Origin of the sequence: Gluconobacter sp. P1D12_c, from assembly GCF_018812105.1 — a bacterium.
Lineage (GTDB): Bacteria > Pseudomonadota > Alphaproteobacteria > Acetobacterales > Acetobacteraceae > Gluconobacter > Gluconobacter oxydans_A.
The window spans coordinates 1-435 of the sequence record NZ_JACSIQ010000505.1; the positions used below are offsets into that span (position 1 = coordinate 1).

1 protein-coding gene is annotated in these 435 nt (G+C 38.9%); it reads left to right on the forward strand.

What is annotated here, in order from left to right; genetic code table 11:
- Window positions 1-135: 135 nt before the first annotated feature.
- The coding region (locus KP705_RS17895) for a hypothetical protein (RefSeq protein ID WP_215765264.1) at window positions 136-435 on the forward strand (300 nt) is incomplete at its 3' end.

Genomic DNA, 435 nt, shown 5'->3' on the forward strand with positions numbered 1-435 from the left:
ACTGGTATCTTTGAAGCTCCGCAGGACCGACGACAATGTAATTGTCATAGTCGGACACTATGACAAGTCAAATATTGATTTCTATCTGCTACAATAAGTTTCCAGTACCCCACAAACTGAGGGTCGGAGATTGTTATGGATATGGTAAAGAAGGAAAAATATAGAGAAATAGAGAGAGAAGTACAGAGGCTTGAAAATCTGTTCAATATAAAGGCTGTGCGATTGAAGGCACGTTATGAGACCAAGGCTATTCGTTATATGTTTGGGAATGGGGTCGAGGTTTATTGCGGTTGGGAAAAGCCTTACGATATCATGACTTGTTTGCATGACCATTATATTGACCATTCTTTTCCTGTGAAGGATGTGAAAAGTTATAGAGATTATTTGCGTTGTCTTCCTTCGCATTCTTCTTTGTTTTTGGATTACATAGAAAGC